The sequence below is a fragment of the Microbacterium sp. Yaish 1 genome (assembly GCF_002245215.1).
Taxonomy (GTDB): domain Bacteria; phylum Actinomycetota; class Actinomycetes; order Actinomycetales; family Microbacteriaceae; genus Microbacterium.
In genome coordinates this window covers 12,437-30,811 of the sequence record NZ_NPMR01000002.1, presented here as the reverse complement: position 1 = coordinate 30,811, position 18,375 = coordinate 12,437, and the positions used below count along the sequence as shown (strand labels likewise).

Genomic DNA, 18,375 nt, shown 5'->3' with positions numbered 1-18,375 from the left:
GGATGGCGAACCGAGAGGACCCCATGAGCATCACACCGGAGCAGACCACCTGGTTCCAGGAGACGTTCGCGACGCTCGTCGACAACGTCGAGAAGGTCGTCCTCGGCAAGCGCCACGTCATCGAGCTCGCCTTCACCGCGATGGTCTCCGAAGGTCACCTCCTGCTCGAGGACTACCCGGGAACCGGCAAGACGTCGCTCGCCCGCGCGATGGGGCAGACCGTGCAGGGCACGAGCAGCCGCATCCAGTTCACGCCTGATCTGCTCCCGGGCGACGTCACCGGCATCACGGTCTACGACCAGAGCCGCGGCGAGTTCGAGTTCCATCAGGGCCCGATCTTCGCCAACGTCGTCCTCGCCGACGAGATCAACCGCGCCTCCCCGAAGACGCAGTCCGCGCTGCTGGAGGTCATGGAGGAGGGCCAGGTCACGGTCGACGGGGTGAGCCGCCGCGTGGGCGTGCCCTTCCTCGTCGTCGCGACGCAGAACCCCGTCGAGCAGGCGGGCACCTACCGTCTGCCCGAAGCGCAGCTCGACCGCTTCCTGATGAAGACGACGCTCGGCTACCCCGATCACGCCGCGACGGTGCGCATCCTCGAGGGTGCCGCCGAGACGCGCCGCGAGGTCTCCCCCGTCATCACGCCCCAGGGCGTGGTGAGCATGGCCGACATCGCACGCGGGGTCTACCTCGACGCCCTCGTCCTCGACTACATCGCCCGCCTCATCGAGGCGACGCGGCTGGCGACCGAGGTGCGACTCGGGGTGAGCGTCCGCGGGGCGATCGCGCTGACGAAGGCCGCGAAGACCTGGGCCATCGCGCACGGCCGGAGCTACGTCACGCCCGACGATGTGAAGGCCCTCGCCGAGCCGGTGCTCGCGCACCGTCTGATCCTCGACCCCGAGGCGGAGTTCGACGGCGTGACGGCCGGGGCGGTCATCGGGCAGGTTCTGCTCGACACGGTGCCGCCCAGCCAGAGAGAGACCGTGTGAGCTTCGACACCGAGTCCCGCCTGACCCGTACCTCCGTCTCGGAGGGCACGGGTTTCGCGCGCACGCGGTTCGGGACGACCGGCCGCACGACCGTGCTCGCGGTGCGCGGCGTGCAGTCGTGGCGACGTCTGCGGCGGGCCGCCACGGCGACGGCGCGATGGGTCGCCGAGACGGTCACGGTCGCCGGGTGGCTGATGGTGGTCACCGCTGCCCTCGGGCTCGGCATCGGCCTGCCCCTCGGTCTCATGGAGTTCACCGCCGCCGGCGTCGTCGCCCTCGTGCTCCTCGTGCTGTCGGTGCCCTTCCTCTTCAGCGCCCGCGCCTACCAGGTCGACCTGCGTCTCGAGCACGACCGGGTCGTCGCCGGCACGCAGGTGGAAGGAACGCTCGTCGTGACCAACGTCGGCGCGGCGCCCGCCCTCCCCGGCCGCATCGACGTGCCCGTGGGAGACGGCATCGTCGACGTGCACGTTCCCCTGCTGCGCCACGGCCACACCCACACCGAACAGGTCGTGGTGCCCACCCACCGGCGCGGCATCATCACGGTGGGCCCCGCTCGCACCGTGCGCGGCGACCCCCTCGGCATCCTCAAGCGCGAGGGCACGTGGGACGACGTGCACACGCTCTACATCCATCCCGTCACCACGGCGCTCCGCAGCACGACGACCGGTTACATCCGCGATCTCGAGGGCAGCGCGTCGCGCACGGTCGTCGATGCCGACTTCTCCTTCCACGCGATCCGCCCCTACGTCGCCGGCGACTCGCAGCGCCAGATCCACTGGAAGTCGACCGCGAAGACCGGCACCCTCATGGTGCGGCAGTACGAGGAGACGCGGCGCAGCCGCATGGTCATCGCCCTCGCGGTCGGTGACGACGAGTACGCCTCCGACGACGAGTTCGAGCTCGCCGTCAGCGCCGCAGCCTCGCTCGGCATCCGCGGCATCCGCGATGGCCGCGACGTCGACGTCGTGGTCGGCGGAGAGGTGCCGGAGTTCGCCCGCCGCCGCATCCGCACCATCCGCGAGCTCACGACGATCACGACCCGCACGCTGCTCGACGACCTCGCCGGCCTCGACCGCATCGAGCATGTCAGCCCGCTGCGCGATGCCGCGTCGCTCGCCGCGGAGAGCCACCCCGACGTCTCGATCGGGTTCCTCGTCTGCGGCTCAGCGCTCACCGCTGCCCAGCTGCAGTCCGCGGCTCTCGCCTTCCCCGCCGACGTCGGCGTCATCGCGGTGACCTGCTCGCTCGAGGCCGAGCCCGGCTTCCGCACGCTCGGGGGCATGTCGGTGCTCTCGATCGGACTGCTGGACGACCTCCGCCAGCTGCTGTCGCGGGCGGCGCAGTCGTGAGCGCCCCCGCACGGCGCGACCTGCGCGCTCGACGCACCTCCCGGATCGCGTGGCGCTTCCTCGTCCTGCAGGCCCTCGTGCTGTTGCTCGTGCTCGCCGTGGGCGCGTTCGCAGCGTGGCCGATCTACCGCAGTACGGCTTTCGTCGTCGTCGTCGCCGCGGCGCTGATCGCGGGGACGGCCATCGCGGCGGCCGGACTGCGCTGGCGCCTGAACGGCTGGTGGATCGCGCTCGTCGCGATCGCGACGTACATCGTCCTGGGTCTCCCGCTCGCGGCCCCCGGGTCGCTCGGCTCGCTCCCGCAGGCGCTGCAGGGTCTGAGGGGCGTCGTGACGGCACCGGTCACCGGGTGGAAGGACCTCTTGACCCTCGAGCTGCCGCTCGGCAGCTATCAGGCCACGCTCGCGCCCGCGCTGCTGGTCTTCCTCGGGGCCACGGTGCTCGCACTGTCGGTCGCGTGGCGCGGCGGACGATGGTGGCCGCTCGCCGTGGTGACGGCGCTCGTCCCCGCGGTGTTCGGCGTCGCGTTCGGATCCACGGCGCCGATGCCCGGCCCGACCGTCGGGCCGGTGACGCTCGACCGGGAAGCGCTCGTGGGGATGGCAGCTCTGGTGGCGGCGCTCGTCGCGATCGTGTGGCGCACCACGGCAGACCGGCGGCGCGCGATCGCGACGGCGACGGCCGCGACCGGCGTCCGAAGCGGCAGCCGGCCGATCCGCGGGCTCGCCGGGCGGATCGCCACCGCCGCGGGGATGGTCGCGGTCGGCCTGGTCGGCGCGACGATCGTCGCGCCGTGGGCGCTCGCGGGGACGCCGCGCGACGTGCTGCGGGCCGACGTCGACCCGCGTCTCGAGCTCGCCGCCGAGCTGAGCCCGCTCGGGCAGTACCGCACCTGGTTCTCCGACGATCGCTTCGACCAGCCGATGTTCCGCGTCACGGCGCCCGAGGGCGTCGACCGCGTGAGGCTCGCGACGCTGCCGTTCTACGACGGCAGGGTCGCGCGGGTCGTCGACCCTGCCGCGCCCGCCGGTGACCCGCGCTCGTCCTTCACCCGGGTCCCCTCGGCGCTCCCCGCCGGCGCCGGATCGGTCACGGGATCCGCGCGCATCGCGATCGAGGGCTGGGACGGCGTCTGGATGCCGACGGTCGGCGCCGTCACCTCCGTCGACTTCGACGGCGCGGATGCCGCGACCCTGGCCGACGGCTTCTACTACAACGCCGAGACGTCGGCGGGTGTGCAGCTGTCCGACCCGGGCCTGCAGCCCGGCGCCGAGTACCGGCAGGGCACCGCTCATCCCGAGGCCGTTCCCGCCCTCGGTTCGCTGGAGCCCGCACGGGCCACTCCCACGCTCGGTGACGACGTCGTGCCCGAGAGCCTCGTGCGGTGGGTGGACGAGCACGCGAACGGCTCCGGCGGGGCGGGACTGGAGCACCTCATCGACCTGCTCCGCGCACGCGGATTCCTCAGTCACGCCCTCACGATCGACGCGGCGGCACCGCCGGCGTGGACCACCGACCTGGGCGACTACGCGTTCCAGCCGAGCCGGGCGGGCCACTCCACCGACCGCATCGACCAGCTCTTCGCAGACCTTCTGGCTCGCGAGGACGAGGTCGGTGGTGACGACGACGCGGCACTGGTCGCGGCCATCGGCGACGATGAGCAGTTCGCCGTGGCCGCGATGATGATCGCCGACCGGCTCGGCTTCGACACCCGGATCGTCGTGGGCACGCGGCTGCAGTCGACCGACGAGACGCTCGCGACCTGCGATGACGGGCTCTGCACGGCCGGAGACATCTCCGCGTGGCTCGAGGTGCGCGGTCTCGGTCCCGACTGGGTCGCCGTCGACGTCACGCCCCAGCACGCGGTGTTCCCCTCCCCCGACACGCAGCAGCGGCAGGATCCGAAGATCCCGACCGATGTGCGGCAGGAACAGGCCGAGACGGTTCAGCCCGCCGACGCGAACCCCAGCGACGGCGGCCGCAGCCCCAGCGACGACACGGCGACCTCGCGGGACCTCACCGCGCTGTGGACGGCTCTTCGGGTCGGCGGGATCTCGCTCCTCGTGCTGCTTCTGCTGGTCGGGCCCTTCGCTCTCATCGTGCTGGTCAAGCTCGTGCGGCGCCGCGGCCGCCGCGCCAGCACCGACCCGGTGGAGCGGTTCACCGGCGGCTGGCAGGAGTTCGTCGATTCCGCGGTGGACCACGGGCTCCCCGGGCCCGGCTCGCTGACACGGCAGGAGCTCGTGGCAGCGTACGGCGGATCGGCCGGGGCGACCGAACTGGCGACGCTCGCCGACCGGTCGGTGTTCGACGTCGCACCGCCCGACGAGGACGACGCGGATCGCTTCTGGCGCATCGTCGAATCCGAGCGCTCACGGCTCGACGAGGGGCTGGGCTTCTGGGCCCGGCTCCGTGCGCGGGTGTCGCTTCGCTCGCTGGTGCGACCGCAGCGGCGCATCGGCCGAGCGCAACGGCTGCCGCGCGGCCTGCGGGATCGATAAGGTGGCACGCGGCACGCGCGGAACGGTCCGCGCTCGAGGTCAGGAGAACAGGTGACGGCACAGGGCTTCACGATCGACCACGCAACGGCGGTCATCGCGCTCGGCGGCTCGGACGGCGGCCCCACGGGCGCCTTCGCAGCGCTCGGGGTCGTGCAGGTCGTGCTCGGCATCGGGATCTACGTCTGGACGGCATTCGCGCTCACCGCGGTGTTCCGAAAGACGGGGATCGACCCGTGGCGGGCCTGGGTGCCGGTGCTGAACATCTGGGAGCTCTTCGTCCTGGCCGGCATGCGCGGGTGGTGGGCGGCGGTGCTCGCCGGCGGCGCCGTCCTCGTGACGATCATCTCCGGCGTCGTCGCCGGCATCTTCGCCGGGATCGCGCTCAACGCGGGCTTCGGTGGTGACGCCGGCAGCGCGGCCGGCGCGCTCGCCGCCGCCGCGATCGTGCCCTCTCTCATCTGGCTCGCCTTCATCGCGTTCGCCCTGGTGATCCATGTCCGGATGCTGCGCGCCCTGTGCCGCGGGTTCGGACTGGGCACCGGGTACGTCGTGCTGGGCGCCCTGCTGTTCCCGGTGTGGGCGAGCGTCGTCGGCTGGGGCTCGGCGCGCTGGCTCGGCCGTGAGGCACCGGCCGAGCCCGGGCCGTTCCGTACGTCCGCGGCCCCGGCCGCGGGTCCGGCGGTGCCGTCATCGCCCGTCGCGGCGTCGCTCGCGACACCGGCACCCGCGGCCGTGCCCGCCCCGCCGCTCTTCGCGCCGTCGAGCCCCGTACCCGGTGTTCCCGCTCCGCCCGCCGCGCCGGCACCGCCCGCGGCATCCGAGCCCATCAGCGCGAGCCCATGGGCTCCCCCGCCTCCGCCGGCCGAGGCGGCAGGGGCCGATCCGGCTCCGCAGTCGTGGTCGGCCCCGACCCCCGCCCCGGCTGCGGTTCCCGCTCCCACTCCCACGCCCGCTCCCACTCCGGCTCCCGGGCCGGCTCCCGCGGCCGACGATGCGGACGTCGACGAACGCACCGTCCTCGCCGCGCGCCGCGGCCCGCAGGCCACCCTCCGGCTGCCGAACGGGTCATCCGTCGCACTGTCTGCCACGGCCGTCGTGCTCGGACGCAACCCGCTCGCGCCCGATCGGGCGCCGGACGCGCAGGCGATCGCGATCGACGACGTCACCCGCACCGTCTCGAAGACGCACGCCTTGCTTGAGCACACCGGCACGGGCTGGACGATCACCGACCTCGCCTCCACCAACGGGGTCTTCGTGGGCCCCGACGACGTCGAGGCCTCGGGGCCGACGCCCGTGTCGGGCGTCTTCCACCTCGGCGACGCCGAGCTCGAGCTCACCGAGGCCTGATGACCACCGCGACGCCTCCGATCGATGTCCACGTGACGAGCGGCAGCCGCACGGACACGGGGCGCCGTCGGTCCGTGAACGAGGATGCTCTGCTGGCCGAGTATCCCGTGTTCGTCGTGGCCGACGGCATGGGCGGACACGACGCGGGCGACCGGGCCTCGGCCGCGGTCATCGAGGTCTTCCGGCCTCTGGTGGGTCGCGACGACCTGCGTCCCGAAGAGGTCGCAGACGCCGTCGAGCGGGCTCATTCGGCGGTCGCCGTCGTCGCTGCCGGAACCTCCCGCGGAGCCGGCTCCACCCTGTCGGGAGTCGTGGCCGTCCAGCAGGGCGGTGTGCGGCGCTGGCTCATCGTCAACGTCGGAGACTCGCGGGTCTACCGGCTGCTCGCCGAGCGGCTGGAGCAGCTGACGATCGACCATTCGGTGGCACAGGAGCTGGTCGACGCCGGTCAGCTCACGCGCGAGCAGATGGCGACCTACGAAGGCCGGAACGTCATCACCCGGGCCATCGGCGGCGAGCGCAGCCGCGCCGACTTCTGGCTCATCCCGATCGTCACCGGTGAGCGCATCGTCGTCTGCTCCGACGGGCTGACCGGAGAGCTCTCCGACGAGGCGCTCCGTGCCGGCCTGATGATGGGCGGCTCCCCCGCCCAGACGGCGGAGTCGCTCGTCGCCCAGGCTCTGGCGCACGGCGGCCGCGACAACATCAGCACGATCGTGCTGGACGTCGTCGCGGGCGGCATCAGTCCCCGCCTCGAGGACACGACCGGGGGCATCATGAACAGCGAATCCGTCACCGCGACGGTCGAGGTCGCCACGGCGCGCTCCCGACGCCGCCGAGCGGACCATGGCTGAGCTGCGCCGGCGGTCGCGTCATCCGCTGCCGGCTCCGGGCGACATCGACGGCCGCCGGCCCGACCGGATCCTGGCGTCGAGCGACCGCGCCGACGTGCACCTGTACCGGGATGCCGCGGGCCGGAACCCCGCGGCCGTGAAGGTGCTCCGTGATCCGCTCGACGATGACGAGCGCACGGTCTTCACGGCGGCTTCCTCGCGGCTCGTCGCCCTGTCGACCCACCCCAGCGTCGCGACCGTCCACGCCTCCGGCACGACCGAGGACGGCCGCCCGTACCTCGTGATGGAGTACTGCTCTCGCGCCGACCTGGCCGAGACGGCGTCGCGTCGCCCCATGAGCGTGCCCGAGGCCCTGCGGCTGCTGGTCCGCTTGTGCGGCGCTGTCGAGACCGCCCACCGGCACGGCCTCGCTCACGGGCGCATCCGCATCGAGAACGTCCTGACGACCGACTACGGGTGGCCGGCGCTGATCGGCTTCGACACCGATGCCCTGCTCCGCCGCGACGAGCATCACGTGACCCCGGCGGCGCGGGCAGCCGATGTGCACGGCCTGGCCGTCGCGGCCACCGAACTGCTGACGGGACGGCCCATCGCCGAGACGGCCTCGCCCCTCGAGGGCGCCGATTCGGTGCCCTCGGAGTTGGAGGCGCTCGTGCTCGCGACTCTCGCGGCGAGCGAGGCGGACGGCGGTCCGACTGCCGCGGAGTTGGGTCTGGCGCTGCAGCGCATCGAGGCGGACCGGCACCTCCCGATCACGCACCTCGACGTGCGCGAGCCGAGCGCGGACTCCCACGACGGTGACGATCACACCGTGCTGTCGGCCCGGCATGCCCCCGCGGACGACCACACCGTGCGGGCCGGCCGGCGCCGGGTCGGAGACGACGCCGGACCCGAGCCCGACGATGTCGACCACACCGTTCTCGCCCATCGCCGGCGCGGCCCCGGGGCTGACGGCCCGGTCGATCAGGATTCCGACGAGCACACCGTCCTCTCGGCCCGGACGTCCGGCCTCGACGACGACCGCACCGTGCTGTCCGTCCGGAACACCGGCCCGGACGACGACCGCACGCGCCTGGTGTCCCGGTCGGTGCCCGCGGCGACGGATCCGCCCGCTCGCGAAGAGCTTCCTGCGGCAGATCCCGACAGCGAGCCGACGGCGTTCGTGCGCCGGGAGCGGCGCGGCGACCTCGTGCGGGGCCGCGTCGACACCGAGCGTCTGGCCACGGGGCCCGACGACGGCGAGCGCTACCGGGTCCGAGCGGCACCCCAGCTCGCCGAGGTCTCCCGAGTCCGCGTGGAGGCGCCGGTTCGACAGACCACGCCGACAACCGCGTCGCGACGTCGCGGCGCGGGAACGGTCGTCGCGGTCATCGGGGTCGGGGCGATCGTCCTCGGCGCCGCTGCGACAGCCGTCGTGATGATGATCGGAGGAGGAGCATGACAGCCATCGGCAACGACACCGACGAGCACGACCGCGAGGAGGTGGGCGCCACCGCGGGCGAGACCGCCGAGAGCGTCGCGATCGAGTTCTGCGGCGAGTGGTTCCGCCCCGTCGCGGGAACCACCTACGCGATCGGTCGGGACGCCGACCTGATCATCGACACGAACCCCTACCTGCACCGACGGCTGCTCGCGATCGACGCCGAGCACGGCCTGTGGTGGCTGTCGAACATCGGGCAGTCGATCTCGGTGAGTCTGGCCACGCCCGACGGGGCGTATCAGGCGGTGCTGGGCCCCGGCGCTCGGGTTCCGCTGGTGTTCCCCGCTCTCGTGGTGATGTTCACGGCCGGCGCGTACACGTACGAGCTGACGGTGCACACCGACGGGTCGCGCTTCACCGTCCGCGACAGCTTCCCCCGCACCGCAGACGAGCACGTCGGCACGACGACCGTCGGCGCGGTCGCACTGACCGCCAGCCAGCGCCTGCTGCTGCTGGCCATGTGCGAGCCGATCCTGCGCGGCGGCATGGTGGGCACGAGCCAGGTGCCCACGTCGGCGGCTGCGGCGGAGCGGCTGGGCTGGCCGCTGACGACGTTCAACCGCAAGCTCGACAACGTGTGCGACAAGCTCGACCGCGAGGGCGTGCGCGGCCTCCGCGGCGGCGTGGGCAAGCTCGCCACCAATCGCCGAGCGCGTCTCGTGGAGCATGCCGTCCTGTCCCGGCTCGTCACGGCGGCGGATCTGCCGCTCCTCGACGAGATCCGCAACGAACAGGCCTGAAACGCGCCACAGCGCCGTACGATGGAGGGCTGTGTCCACGCCCGCCCCTGTGATCTCCTTCCCGCCCGAGCTGCCCGTCAGCGCCGCACGGGACGAGATCGCGCGCGCCATCCGCGATCACCAGGTCGTGATCGTCGCCGGTGCCACCGGCTCGGGGAAGACGACGCAGCTGCCGAAGATCTGCCTCGAGCTCGGGCGCACGAGCATCGCGCACACGCAGCCGCGCCGGATCGCCGCGCGCACGGTCGCCGAGCGCATCGCCGCCGAGATGGAGGTCCCGCTCGGCGGGGCCGTCGGCTACAGGGTCCGCTTCACCGACCAGGTCTCGGCCGAGACCCAGGTCGCGCTGGTCACCGACGGCATCCTGCTCAACGAGATCCACCGCGACCGGATGCTGCGCCGGTACGACACGATCATCATCGACGAGGCGCACGAGCGCTCGCTCAACATCGACTTCCTCCTCGGCTACCTGCGCCGCATCCTCCCCCGCCGCCCCGATCTGAAGGTCATCGTCACCTCGGCGACGATCGACCCCGAGAGCTTCGCCGCGCACTTCGCCGATGCCCAGGGCGCCCCCGCGCCGATCATCGAGGTGTCGGGGCGCACGTACCCCGTCGAGGTGCGGTACCGGCCGCACGACGACTCCGGCGATGAGGAGACGGCCGCCGATGACGTCGACGGGCTCGTCGCGGCACTGCGCGAGCTCGACCGCGAAGCCGACGGCGACGTGCTCGTCTTCCTTCCCGGCGAAGCCGAGATCCGCGACGCGATGGATGCCGTGCGCTCGGCGTACGCGAAGGACGCCCGCCCCACCGAGGTGCTTCCCCTGTACGGGCGGCTCTCCGCCGCCGAGCAGCACCGCGTCTTCGAGCCCTCGCGGGTCGCGGGCGTCCGGCGCCGGGTCATCCTCGCCACCAACGTCGCCGAGACGAGCCTGACCGTTCCCGGCATCCGCTATGTCGTCGACGCGGGCACGGCGCGCATCTCGCGCTACAGCAACCGGTCGAAGATCCAGCGGTTGCCGATCGAGGCCGTGTCGCAGGCATCCGCGCAGCAGCGCGCCGGGCGAGCCGGCCGGACCTCGGCGGGTATCGCCATCCGGCTCTACGCCGAAGACGACTTCGCCGCACGTCCGGAGTTCACCGAGCCGGAGATCCTCCGCACCTCCCTCGCGTCGGTGGTGCTGCAGATGCTCGCGCTCGGCTTCGGCGACATCGCGGATTTCCCGTTCCTGACCCCGCCGGACTCCCGCGGCGTCAAGGCCGCCTTCGATCTGCTCGTGGAGCTGCGTGCGGTACGCCGCGACGAGAAGGGCGCCTGGCGGCTCACGGACACCGGCCGCGAGATCTCGCGCCTGCCGATCGATCCGCGATTCGCGCGCATGCTCGCCGAGGCGCGCGCGCTCGGCGTGACCCGCGATGTCCTCGCGATCGTGGCCGGCATGTCGATCCAGGACGTGCGCGAACGCCCCGAGGAGCGACGCGAGGAAGCCGACCGGCTGCACGCGCGGTTCACCGACCCGACGAGCGATTTCCTGACGCTGCTGAACCTGTGGAACCACCTCCAGGACCAGCAGCGCGAGCTCGGCTCCAGCGCGTTCCGCCGCGCCTGCCGGGCGGAGCACCTGAACTACGTCCGCGTGCGGGAATGGTTCGACGTCCACCGGCAGCTGAGCACGCTCGCCCGCGGCGATCGCGACCGGGCACGGAGCGGGCGCGACGAGCGCACCTCGAACGGAACGGGCGCCGCGCATCCCGACCGCATCCACCGCGCGATCCTCGCCGGTCTCCTCTCGCAGATCGGTGTGCTCGACACCCGGAGCACCACGACCGCCCGCGCCGCGACCGCCCGGAGCGGCGGGGGCAAGCCCACGCGCCCGCGTGCCGAGTACCGCGGCGCGCGCGGCGCGAAGTTCGCGATCTTCCCCGGGTCGGGCTTGCGCAAGGCCTCGCCGGACGCGGTGATGGCCGCCGAGCTCGTCGAGACGTCGCGACTGTATGCGCGCACGGTGGCCGCGATCGATCCCGCCTGGGCCGAGGAGCTCGCCGGCGATCTCGCCCACCGGTCGATGAGCGACCCGCACTGGTCGAAGGATGCCGGAGCCGCCGTCGCCGCCGAGAAGGTCACCCTGTTCGGGGTCGAGATCGTCCCGCGCCGGCGCGTGCAGCTCGCCGGACGCGACCGCGAGCTCGCCCGCGAACTGTTCCTCCGGCACGCGCTCGTCGAGGGCGACTGGAACTCCGCGCACCTCGACAAGCGCCTGACGGCCTTCGAACGGCGCAATCTCGAGCTGCGGCGACGCCTCGAGAAGATCGAGGAACGCGAGCGCCGCCGCGACATCCTCGTCGGCGACGAGGCGGTCTTCGCCTTCTACGACGCCCGCATCCCGCGCGACGTGTTCGACGTGCGGTCGTTCGAGGCATGGTGGCGCGATGCCGCAGCGCGCACGCCGCGCCTGCTCGACATGACCGAGGGCGACCTGGCGGGAGATGCCGCGGGCAGCGACGAGCGCGCCTTCCCCGCGCGCTGGCGTCAGGGCGACCAGGTGCTCTCGCTCGCCTACCGCTTCGAGCCCGGCGCTCCCGATGACGGCGTCAGCGTCGTCGTCCCGCTCGCACTGCTCGCCTCCCTCCGCCCAGACGGGTTCGATTGGCAGGTGCCGGGGCTGCGCGACGAGCTGATCGCAGGCCTTCTGCGCGCGCTCCCCAAGGCGATCCGCCGGCACGTCGTCCCCGCGGCCGACTGGGCGTCGCGCTTCGCCGAGGAGCTGGCCGGCGACGGCCCCGAGTCGCGCGACGGCCTTCCCGCACGCACCCTGCGCGACGCGCTCGCCGCTCGCATCCAGCGCGTCGCGAACCAGCCCGTCACGGCGGCCGACTTCGACCTCGAGCGCGTGCCCGCCCACCTGTCGATGTCGTTCCGCGCCGTCGACGAGCGCGGGCGCCCGCTCGGCTCGTCGCGCGACCTCGCCGAGCTGCAGCAGCGACTCGCCAACCGCAGCCGGGCCTCCGTCGCGCGTTCCCTCGCGAAGGCCGCCCCGCGTCCCGGCGCGCAGCCCGCACCGTCACCCGCCGGGGCGACGGGAGCCGGTCCGGGCGGCGACCAGCGGTCCGGGATCGCCGAGCAGACCGGGCTGACCGACTGGACCTTCGGCGATCTTCCCGAGCTCGTCGACACGAGGGTCGCGGGCGGCGTCGTGCGCGGATATCCCGCCCTCGTCGACGAGGGAGCCTCCGTCGCCCTGCGCATCGAGGCGACCCCGGAACGAGCCCACCGCCTGACCCGCGCGGGCGTCAGGCGACTCGTCCTGCTGTCCGTCCCATCTCCGGCGACCTATGTCCTCGACCATCTCACGGCGCCCGAGAAGCTCGCGCTCGCGGCATCCCCCTATCCGTCGGCCAAGGCGCTCATCGAAGACGCGCGCGTCGCCGTGGCGGATGCCGTCATCGGCCGAACCGCGGCATCCGTCCGCACGCCGGCGCAGTTCCAGGCGGTGCGCGCCGCGTTCTCGGCGGCCGTGGTCGAGGAGCTGTTCCAGACCGTCTCGCTCAGCGCCCGCATCCTCACCCTCCAGCGCGACGTCGAGCGGGCGATCCGCAAGGAGAACTCGATGGTCCTGCTCGCCGCTCTCGGCGACGTGAAGCAGCAGCTCGCCGGGCTGGTGTTCCCCGGGTTCCTCTCGCGCACGGGAACCGCCCGTCTCACGCACCTGCCCCGCTACCTCCAGGGTGCCCTCGACCGTGTGTCGACCCTGAGCGACAATCCCGGACGCGACCGGCAGCGCCTCACGGAGTTCGAGCGCGCCGCGGCGCTCTTCTCCGAGGCGGGCGGGACGATCCCGCCGGCCGACGACGCTCCGCCGAACCTCCGGCATGCCCGATGGCTGCTGGAGGAGTACCGCGTCAGCCTGTTCGCCCAGCGCCTGGGCACCGCCGAGCCGGTGTCGATCCAGCGGATCACCAAGACCCTCGCCGGCAAGGACTGATCAGTCGGTAGCGTGGCCCCATGGCACACGCAGTGACGTATTCCGAGTTCGGCGGACCCGAGGTCCTCACCCTCCGCGAGATCGAGGTGCCCGCGCCGGGTCCCGGCCAGGTACGGGTGCGCGTGACCGCGGCCGGGGTCAACCCGATCGATCACAAGCTGCGTGCGGGTCTTCGGCCCTCCGCCACGATCTCGAAGCCCCGACGCGTCGGCAACGACGGCGCCGGCGTCGTCACCGAGGTCGGCGCGGATGTCGACGGCTTCCGCGTCGGTGACGACGTCGTGGTCTTCGGCGCGAGCGGCGTCTATGCGACCGACATCGTCGTCACGCCCGACAAGCTCATGCCTCTCCCCGCCGGCGTCTCCCCCGCCGTCGGCGCGGCGCTCGGCATCCCGGTGGCGACGGCCTATCAGTCGCTGCGCTCCCTCGATGTCGGCCCCGCCGACACCCTGCTGCTCCACGGCGGCAGCGGCTCGGTCGGTCAGGCGGCGATCCAGTTCGCCCGGCTCCGGGGAGCGTCCGTCATCGCCACGGCGAGCGATGCCCGCGCGGACCGCGTCCGCGACCTCGGCGCGACGCCCGTCGGGTACGGCGACGGACTCGCCGACCGCGTGCGGGCGGCCGCACCGCACGGGGTGACCGTGGCTCTCGACTGCGCCGGCACCGACGAGGCGCTCGAGGTCTCTCTCGAGCTCGTCGCCGACCGCTCCCGCATCGCGACGATCGTGCGGGGAGCGGATGCCGCGGGGCTCGGCATCCGCGCATTCTCTGGAGGAAGCCCCGACCCGCTCACCGAGCAGCAGTTGGCGTGGCGGGCCGAGGCGATCCCGGTGGTGGCGGCGCTGCTGGCCGCCGGCGCCTTCCGCGTCGAGCTCGGACCCGAGCTGCCCCTCGCCGAGGCCGCCGAGGCCCACCGTCTCGTCGCCGCCCACACGCCCGGCAAGATCACCCTCGTGCCCTGACCGGCTGACCGCCCGGCCGCCACGCCCGACCACAGCGAAGCGGCGCCCGCACCGGCAATCCCCCAGGGGGATGCCGGCACGGGCGCCGCTTCATGTGCGCGCTGGGATCAGTTGCCCGAGCGCCGCTTGTTGTAGACGTCGAAGGCGACCGCGAGCAGCAGCACGAGACCCTTCACGGCCTGCTGCCACTCGATGCCGATGCCCATGATCGACATGCCGTTGTTGAGCACACCGATGATGAGACCACCGATGATCGCGCCGCCGATGGTGCCGACGCCACCCTGCACCGCCGCGCCTCCGATGAAGGCCGCGGAGATCGCCTCGAGCTCGAAGCCGTCACCGGCCTTGGGGCCGGCGAGGTTCAGTCGCGCGGTGAAGATGAGACCGGCGAGAGCGGCGAGCACGCCCATGTTGACGAACAGCCAGAAGTCCGCGCGGCGCGTCTTGATGCCCGAGAGCTCGGCCGCGTGGCGGTTGCCGCCGATCGCGTAGATGTGGCGACCGAACACCGTGCGGTTCATGACGATGCCGTACACCAGCACCAGCACCGCGAGCACGATCAGGGTGACGGGGATGCCCTTGTACGAGGCGAGGGCCCACGTGAACCAACCGATGACGACCGCGATGAGAGCGAGCTTCGCGACGAACCACACGAGCGGCTCGACGTCCTGCGAGTACTTCTGGCGTCCGGCGCGGGTACGCCACTGCTGCACGATCAGCGCGACGATACCGAGCGCACCGATGACGAGGGTGAACAGGTCGGGATCGGATTCACCGAAGATGCCCGCCAGGAAGCCGTTGCCGAGAGCTCGGTACTCGGTGGGGAACGAACCGATGTTCGCGTTGCCCAGGACCACGAGCGCGAGACCGCGGAAGATGAGCATGCCCGCCAATGTCACGATGAACGCGGGTATGCCGACGTAGGCGACCCAGAAGCCCTGCCAAGCCCCCACGAGCGCGCCGATCAGGAGCGACAGGACGATGGCGAGCCACCACGGCATCCCCATCTTCACGGCGAACACACCGGACACGGCACCGATGAACGCGGCGACCGAGCCGACGGAGAGGTCGATGTGGCCGGCGATGATGATCATCACCATGCCGATGGCCAGCACCAGGATGTAACCGTTCTGCACCACCAGGTTCGACAGGTTCTGCGGGCGCAGCAGGATGCCGTTGGTGAGGATGGCGAAGAGGGCGACCACCGCGATCAGCGCGATGAAGATGCCGTTCTTGCCGAGGTCGGCGAGGATGTGTCCGAGCCACCGCGTGAAGCGGTTCTCGTTCGGGTTGATCCCGCCGCCGGCAGCGGTTTCGGGAGCGATCGTGTTCTGAGACATTCGAGGATCTCCTGCGGCCCCGCTCAGCGGGGCTTCTCCATGGTCATGAGTTTGAGGACCGACTCGGGGGTCGCGTCGGCGATGGGCAGCTCACCCGTGATGCGCCCCTCCGAGAGGGCGTACACGCGGTCGGAGATGCCGAGCAGTTCGGGCAGCTCGGACGAGATCACGATGATCCCCTTCCCCGCTGCGGCGAGCTTGTTGATGATCGTGTAGATCTCGTACTTCGCCCCCACGTCGATACCGCGGGTGGGCTCGTCGAGGATGAGCACCTCGGGGTCGGAGTAGATCCACTTCGACAGCACGACCTTCTGCTGGTTGCCGCCGGAGAGCTTCCCGGTCTTGGCGAGGACGGTCGGCGCCTTGATGTTCATGCTCTTGCGGTACTGGTTGGCGACCGAGAACTCCTCGTTGTCGTCGACCAGACCGGCCTTCTCGAGCTTCTTCAGCGACGCCATGGAGATGTTGCGCTTGATGTCCTCGATGAGGTTCAGACCGTAGGTCTTGCGATCCTCGGTGGCGTACGCGAGCCCGTTGGCGATCGCCTCGGAGACGGTGCGCGTGCGGATCTCCTTGCCGCGCATGAACACCTTGCCCGAGATGCGGGTGCCGTAGCTGTGACCGAACAGGCTCATCGCGAACTCGGTGCGCCCGGCGCCCATCAGCCCCGCGATGCCGACGATCTCGCCCGCACGGACGGTCACCGACACGTCGTCGACGACGACGCGGGTCGGGTCCTGCGGGTGGTGCGCGGTCCAGTTCTCGACCCGCAGCAGCTCGTCGCCGATCTGCGGCTCGTGGTCGGGGTAGCGGTGCTCGAGGTCGCGGCCCACCATGTCCTTGATGATGCGGTCCTCGGTGACGTCGTTCTTCGAGATCGTCTCGATGGTCTTGCCGTCGCGAATGACCGTGACGGTGTCGGCGACCTTCTTGATCTCGTTCAGCTTGTGGCTGATGATGATCGACGTGATGCCCTGCTCGCGCAGGCTCAGGATCAGGTCGAGCAGGTGGTCGGAGTCCTCGTCGTTGAGCGCGGCGGTCGGCTCGTCGAGGATGAGGAGCTTGACCTCCTTCGACAGGGCCTTCGCGATCTCGACCAGCTGCTGCTTGCCGACGCCGATCTGGTTGACCTTCGTCGTCGGGTTCTCCTTGAGCCCGACGCGACGCAGCAGCTCGGCGGCGGCGAAGTTGGTCTTGTTCCAGTCGATGAGGCCGCCGACGCCCTTCCGTTCGTTGTTGAGGAAGATGTTCTCGGCGATCGAGAGGTACGGGCTGAGCGCCAGCTCCTGGTGGATGATGACGATGCCGCGCGCCTCGCTGTCGCGCAGATTCTTGAACTCGACGGTGTCGCCCGCGTAGACGATCTCGCCGTCGTAGGTGCCGTGCGGGTAGACCCCCGACAGCACCTTCATGAGGGTCGACTTCCCCGCGCCGTTCTCACCGCAGATCGCATGGATCTCGCCGCGCTGGACGGCGAGATTGACATTCGAGAGCGCCTTGACGCCGGGGAAGGTCTTGGTGATCCCGCGCATCTCGAGGATGGTTTCGCTCACGTCTCCGACTTCCTTGTGGGGTGGATGGTTTCTCGGGTGCGGCGGCGGGAGCAATGAGCTCCCGCCGCCGCACCGAGGATGGGCGGATGCCGCGGCTCAGAGTCCGAGCTCGGCGGCGGTCCAGTAGCCGGTCTCGACGAGAGCGGACTCGACGTTGTCCTTCACGACGGGGACCGGGGCCAGCAGGAACGAGGGCACGACCTTCACGTCGTTGTCGTACGTCTCGGTGTCGTTGACCTCGGGCTCCTCGCCCTTGAGGGCAGCGGCGGCCATGTCGGCAGCGACCTTGGCCAGCTCGCGGGTGTCCTTGAAGATGGTGGCGTACTGCTCACCGGCGAGGATCGCCTTGACCGAGTCGACCTCGGCGTCCTGGCCCGAGATGATCGGCCACTCGGCGCCGAGCGAGTATCCCGCGCCCTCGAGCGCGGAGATGATGCCGCGCGAGATGCCGTCGTAGGGCGAGAGGACCGCGTCGACCTGCGTGCCGTCGGAGTAGTTGGCCGTGAGGATGTCCTCCATGCGGCTCTGAGCGGTCTCGCCGTCCCAGCGCAGCGTCGCGGCCTGCTCGATGTCGGTCTGGCCCGACTTCACGACGAGCGTGCCGTCGTCGATGAGGGGCTTGAGCACCTCCATCGCGCCGTCCCAGAAGAAGAACGCGTTGTTGTCGTCGAGCGAGCCGGCGAACAGCTCGATGTTGAAGGGGCCCGCGGGGGCGCCGTCGATCGGGTTGCCCTCGAGGTCGGTCAGGCCCAGTCCGTTGAGGACGGTCCATGCCTGCTGACGGCCGACGAGCGCGTTGTCGAACGTGGCGTAGTAGTCGACGTTCTCGGTGCCCTTGATGAGGCGGTCGTAGGCGATGACGGGGATGTCGGCGTCTGCAGCGTTCTGCAGCGCCTCGGTCAGCGTCGTGCCGTCGATCGAGGCCACGATGAGCGCCTCGGCGCCCTTGGTGATCATGTTCTCGATCTGCGAGACCTGGGTCGGGATGTCGTCCTCGGCGTACTGCAGGTCGACCTGGTAGCCCTGGTCCTCCAGTGCCTTCTTGACGGCGTCGCCGTCCTGGATCCAGCGCTCCGAGCTCTTCGTGGGCATCGCGACGCCGATGAGGCCGCCGTCTCCGCCGCCCTCACCGCCGCCGGAGCCGCCGCCGGTGTTGGAGCAGGCCGAGAGCGCCAGGGCGCCGACGGCGAGCGTCGCTGCTGCGAACAGGAACTTCTTGTTCACTGTGTGTCCTTTCCAGTGACTTCACTGTCTTGCGGGAAATGGTGACCG

The 18,375-nt window shown here is 71.5% G+C and carries 12 protein-coding genes; 9 read left to right on the top strand and 3 right to left on the bottom strand.

Going from position 1 to position 18,375, the window contains the following annotated elements; genetic code table 11:
* Positions 1–23: 23 nt before the first annotated feature.
* Genes CI089_RS09235 through CI089_RS09195 form a run of 9 tightly spaced genes read left to right on the top strand, consistent with a single transcriptional unit; the run spans position 24 to position 14,210 of the window.
* A complete protein-coding gene (locus tag CI089_RS09235; protein WP_094262425.1) occupies positions 24–989 on the top strand; it encodes an AAA family ATPase in 966 nt (321 codons plus the stop codon).
* A complete protein-coding gene (locus CI089_RS09230; RefSeq protein ID WP_094261346.1) occupies positions 986–2,341 on the top strand; it encodes a DUF58 domain-containing protein in 1,356 nt (451 codons plus the stop codon). The genes CI089_RS09235 and CI089_RS09230 overlap by 4 nt, the downstream gene beginning before the upstream one ends.
* Positions 2,338–4,842 (top strand): transglutaminase domain-containing protein, encoded by a 2,505-nt coding sequence (locus tag CI089_RS09225; protein WP_094261345.1) that lies wholly within the window; start codon positions 2,338–2,340, stop codon positions 4,840–4,842. The genes CI089_RS09230 and CI089_RS09225 overlap by 4 nt, the downstream gene beginning before the upstream one ends.
* A 51-nt stretch (positions 4,843–4,893) precedes the next feature.
* Positions 4,894–6,189 (top strand): FHA domain-containing protein, encoded by a 1,296-nt coding sequence (locus tag CI089_RS09220; protein ID WP_094261344.1) that lies wholly within the window; start codon positions 4,894–4,896, stop codon positions 6,187–6,189.
* Complete coding sequence (locus CI089_RS09215) at positions 6,189–7,043, top strand: PP2C family protein-serine/threonine phosphatase (RefSeq protein WP_023950256.1); 855 nt, start codon at positions 6,189–6,191, stop codon at positions 7,041–7,043. The genes CI089_RS09220 and CI089_RS09215 overlap by 1 nt, the downstream gene beginning before the upstream one ends.
* Positions 7,036–8,484: a serine/threonine protein kinase gene (locus CI089_RS09210; RefSeq protein ID WP_094261343.1), complete on the top strand. Its 1,449-nt coding sequence runs from the start codon at positions 7,036–7,038 to the stop codon at positions 8,482–8,484. The genes CI089_RS09215 and CI089_RS09210 overlap by 8 nt, the downstream gene beginning before the upstream one ends.
* Entirely contained in the window at positions 8,481–9,263 is a 783-nt protein-coding gene (locus CI089_RS09205) for a hypothetical protein (RefSeq protein ID WP_256977748.1), read from the top strand. Before CI089_RS09210 ends, CI089_RS09205 begins: the two co-directional genes overlap by 4 nt.
* A gap of 31 nt (positions 9,264–9,294) precedes the next feature.
* Positions 9,295–13,248, top strand: a complete 3,954-nt coding sequence (gene hrpA, locus CI089_RS09200) for an ATP-dependent RNA helicase HrpA (RefSeq protein ID WP_094261342.1) — start codon at positions 9,295–9,297, stop codon at positions 13,246–13,248.
* Positions 13,249–13,268: 20 nt separating this feature from the next.
* Entirely contained in the window at positions 13,269–14,210 is a 942-nt protein-coding gene (locus CI089_RS09195) for a quinone oxidoreductase family protein (RefSeq protein ID WP_094261341.1), read from the top strand.
* A gap of 107 nt (positions 14,211–14,317) precedes the next feature.
* Here the strand turns inward: CI089_RS09195 and mmsB are convergent, their stop codons facing one another.
* From mmsB to chvE, 3 genes are all read right to left on the bottom strand, one after another.
* Positions 14,318–15,550: a multiple monosaccharide ABC transporter permease gene (gene mmsB, locus CI089_RS09190; RefSeq protein WP_094261340.1), complete on the bottom strand. Its 1,233-nt coding sequence runs from the start codon at positions 15,548–15,550 to the stop codon at positions 14,318–14,320.
* Positions 15,551–15,573: 23 nt separating this feature from the next.
* Entirely contained in the window at positions 15,574–17,103 is a 1,530-nt protein-coding gene (mmsA, locus tag CI089_RS09185; RefSeq protein ID WP_023950245.1) for a multiple monosaccharide ABC transporter ATP-binding protein, read from the bottom strand.
* A 96-nt stretch (positions 17,104–17,199) separates the two neighbouring features.
* A complete protein-coding gene (gene chvE / locus CI089_RS09180; RefSeq protein WP_179223301.1) occupies positions 17,200–18,327 on the bottom strand; it encodes a multiple monosaccharide ABC transporter substrate-binding protein in 1,128 nt (375 codons plus the stop codon).
* Positions 18,328–18,375 lie beyond the last annotated feature (48 nt).

Bases quoted from the DNA above. Each gene is read 5' to 3' on its own strand.
- CI089_RS09235 (WP_094262425.1), top strand. From the start codon at position 24: ATGAGCATCACACCGGAGCAGACCACCTGGTTCCAGGAGACGTTCGCG.
- CI089_RS09215 (WP_023950256.1), top strand. From the start codon at position 6,189: ATGACCACCGCGACGCCTCCGATCGATGTCCACGTGACGAGCGGCAGC.
- CI089_RS09210 (WP_094261343.1), top strand. From the start codon at position 7,036: ATGGCTGAGCTGCGCCGGCGGTCGCGTCATCCGCTGCCGGCTCCGGGC.
- CI089_RS09205 (WP_256977748.1), top strand. From the start codon at position 8,481: ATGACAGCCATCGGCAACGACACCGACGAGCACGACCGCGAGGAGGTG.
- CI089_RS09195 (WP_094261341.1), top strand. From the start codon at position 13,269: ATGGCACACGCAGTGACGTATTCCGAGTTCGGCGGACCCGAGGTCCTC.
- mmsB (WP_094261340.1), bottom strand. From the start codon at position 15,550: ATGTCTCAGAACACGATCGCTCCCGAAACCGCTGCCGGCGGCGGGATC.